General features: G+C 57.4%; 2 protein-coding genes. Both read right to left on the bottom strand.

Annotation, left to right across the window (positions count from 1 at the left end; all coding sequences use genetic code 11):
- On the bottom strand, window positions 1-798 hold a 798-nt coding region (locus VEB01_RS00555), incomplete at its 3' end, for an IS4 family transposase (RefSeq protein WP_324872154.1).
- A 4-nt stretch (window positions 799-802) separates the two neighbouring features.
- Entirely contained in the window at window positions 803-1,240 is a 438-nt protein-coding gene (locus VEB01_RS00560) for an IS4/Tn5 family transposase DNA-binding protein (protein WP_324872155.1), read from the bottom strand.
- Between the last annotated feature and the right edge of the window lie 1,476 nt (window positions 1,241-2,716).

Here is a 2,716-nt window from a genome sequence, read left to right on the forward strand (position 1 = left end):
CAAGGTGGGCGGCCGCTTGGGCGGGGTCCGGGTTCGGCGCTTATAACACGCCAAGGCCTGCCACTGTTCCAGGTCCAGAAATACGTCACAGGGTAACTCCGGGGTCTCCCGGCTTTGCATCGTCAACCCCATCACGCGCCAGGCCACCACCGCATCGATCGCCAGATAACGTTCCAAAGCCGCCGCATCTTCAAATTGCCGATCTTCGATCCGGCAGCCGCTCTTGAGCACCTTGTGATACACCTCAACCCCCCAGCGGCAGGTATACCACTGAATCCGTTCCAGCGCCTGCTCCAGGTGATCGACCGCGACCGTAGTGATGAGCCGCCAATTCAATGGCTCTACTCCCACCGGCGGATCCTCTTCCCGCGCCAGCACGACATCGACCGTCAGCGTCGGTAAGTGTTCGCGCACCCGCTGCGCCGGCGGCTTTAGCGGGACACGCCCATAACGGACCGCCACCTTCGCCTCACGTTCCCGCCGGCCCCCCTGCCGGGGTACGGTCACGCGATAGGTCCCCGCCATCGGTTGGTGCTCGATAAAGTCCCACAGATGCCCCTCCTCATGGACCACCCCGCGGTTCCAGCAGCCGCGGATCAGCACCGGATGGTGCAACTCCTCGGCCCGCCGGAACAGGTCGTAAACATCGGCTTCCCGATCGCCGACACTCACCAGCTCAAGATGCGGACAGACCGCGCCCACCGCGTGGGTTCGCTCCAAGCTGTCCAGCCACTTGCGGCTCTCTTTGTCCTCGAGCGGTCGACGCTTGCGCTGGTGTTTCTTGCCAAACTCCTCCAAAGGCCTAAATCACCTGCTGGTCCAACAGCCCCAAGGGGGCTCGATCAGGCGTGATCGCCAGGGTGCTGTGCAGCAGAAATCCCCGATGCCGCTCATCCCCCAACAGCCCCAGCCCCTCCGTGGCCGGGTGGTGGGTATAGTCCACCTCGGTCGTGTCCTGGACCGCCAACACCACCGCTTCTCGGGCACACCGTTCCGCCGTGGCGGCGTAATGACGGCTCAATACCGCCTGACGTTCAATACAGTCATTTTCCATGAATCGATAAAGCCCCTTCAGCGCCGCCGGGTCATCGATCCCCTCGGGCAGCGCGGCCGACGGCCGTTCAGCACGCACCGTCGCAATGTGCACTAACCGCGCCGTGCGTCGCAGATCGCCCAAGTCCGCTTGGCCAAACTCGTGTTGCGCCCACGCCGCCCATTCCTTCTGCTTCGCCCAGGTCATGATCAAACCCTCTCTGCCGTAATCGCTCGAGACTTCGACCGCCTTCAACCTCCATTCGCTTCCGCCATCCGTCAGCTTCCCGCAAATTTGTGGGCAAAGGTAAGCGTTTTTAACGGGGGCCAGAAGTAGAGCTAAGCCGCAAGGACTAATTTTTGCTTCGGTGTCATGCCTCCGATGACCGGATTAATCACCCAAATCACTAACGCCACCTGGCTCGAGGGCGACGCCGGGCTGCAGGCGATTCTGTTGAGGCTGCCGAAGAAATAGGCGGTTTACTTCTCTGTCCTTCTGGTTTCGGAAATCAGCGGCAATGTTTGGTGTTCAATCCAACAGGCTGGGCGATGGGATTGTACGCCCTGCAGAATCTGAACTAAGCTGAGACGGACTGCACGGAATTGGGGAAGGTTCCGCCAAGAATCACGAAGACGCAGTCTTATGCCCGGCTCCGGCCGGGTTTCTTTTTAGCCGTGTTTAGATCCGAGAGACTTTCAACTTTCGCGGCAACCGCATGGCTTGCCTAAAGTTCCTTTGATGCAGTACGCTGCAATTGCCGCGTATTACTTGTGCCTCCAACACCAGTACATGCGGTAAGAGACCCGGCAGACATGTTGGGTCTCTTTTAGCTCGAGCAGCCCCATAGAAAATGCTGCTTACCTTAAAGTAGAAAGTCTCTCTTTATATAGATACGGAACTCCCGCCTCTATTCCGCTCGGTTTCATAAAATAGTTACGTCATTGGCGATGGCAATTCACAGTGGCTTAGCCACGGTTGCCTTTTGACGCGCCTGAATCAAGCTGAAAGCCGACCTTAACGTCAGTCCAGACCTGAGGGAGAACCTGGCCCCGGCCGGTTTTTTTATTGCCCGCCGTAAAAGCACGGTTGTGAATAGGGATTTCTCCTAATTCTTTTTCTGAGTCCGCCACGGTTTAATAAGCTTTCCCGAAGGCAGAACACCCCCATCCCCCCCAAGCACTTTGTTCTGCCTTCTTTTTTCCAATCAAAATCCGCTTCAGTTGATTGGTTTATCTAATCAGCGACGCCGACGTCGAGAATTATTTTCGCGGAGGTGTGCGCTGAGCAAAGAAAATTGCCCAGATCAGCACGCCGAATTCGGCAATCCCCATCAAGACAACTGCGGCAAACATCCAGTCCCACCATGTCATGAACCCTCCATATTCATATGGCCTTATTGGATAGAGACTAACCACTCATGCCAGGCCATCTGACCGGCAGGCATAAAAAAGCCCCGACTCAATCGGGGCGATTCGTCCGTGAATTGGTTGGCGGGGAGATTCTGGCGCATCCCCTGCTGGCGCGTGAATCAGTGCCCATACTTAGTCGGCTTTGAAGAATCCGATTTTGTATCTGAAGGTCGGCGACTGAGTCCGGACAGGACCTTCATCAAGGCGGCCCGTCAAACAACCGGGGCGACCGGCGGTAGTGATATCCCCATGAGTTCTCTGAGCGCGGAGATCA

It is taken from the genome of Methylocaldum sp. (genome assembly GCF_035627495.1).
Lineage (GTDB): Bacteria > Pseudomonadota > Gammaproteobacteria > Methylococcales > Methylococcaceae > Methylocaldum.

What these genes read in the sequence shown, in the direction of transcription:
- VEB01_RS00560 (WP_324872155.1), bottom strand. Translation starts at nt 1,240, where the DNA reads ATGACCTGGGCGAAGCAGAAGGAATGGGCGGCGTGGGCGCAACACGAG.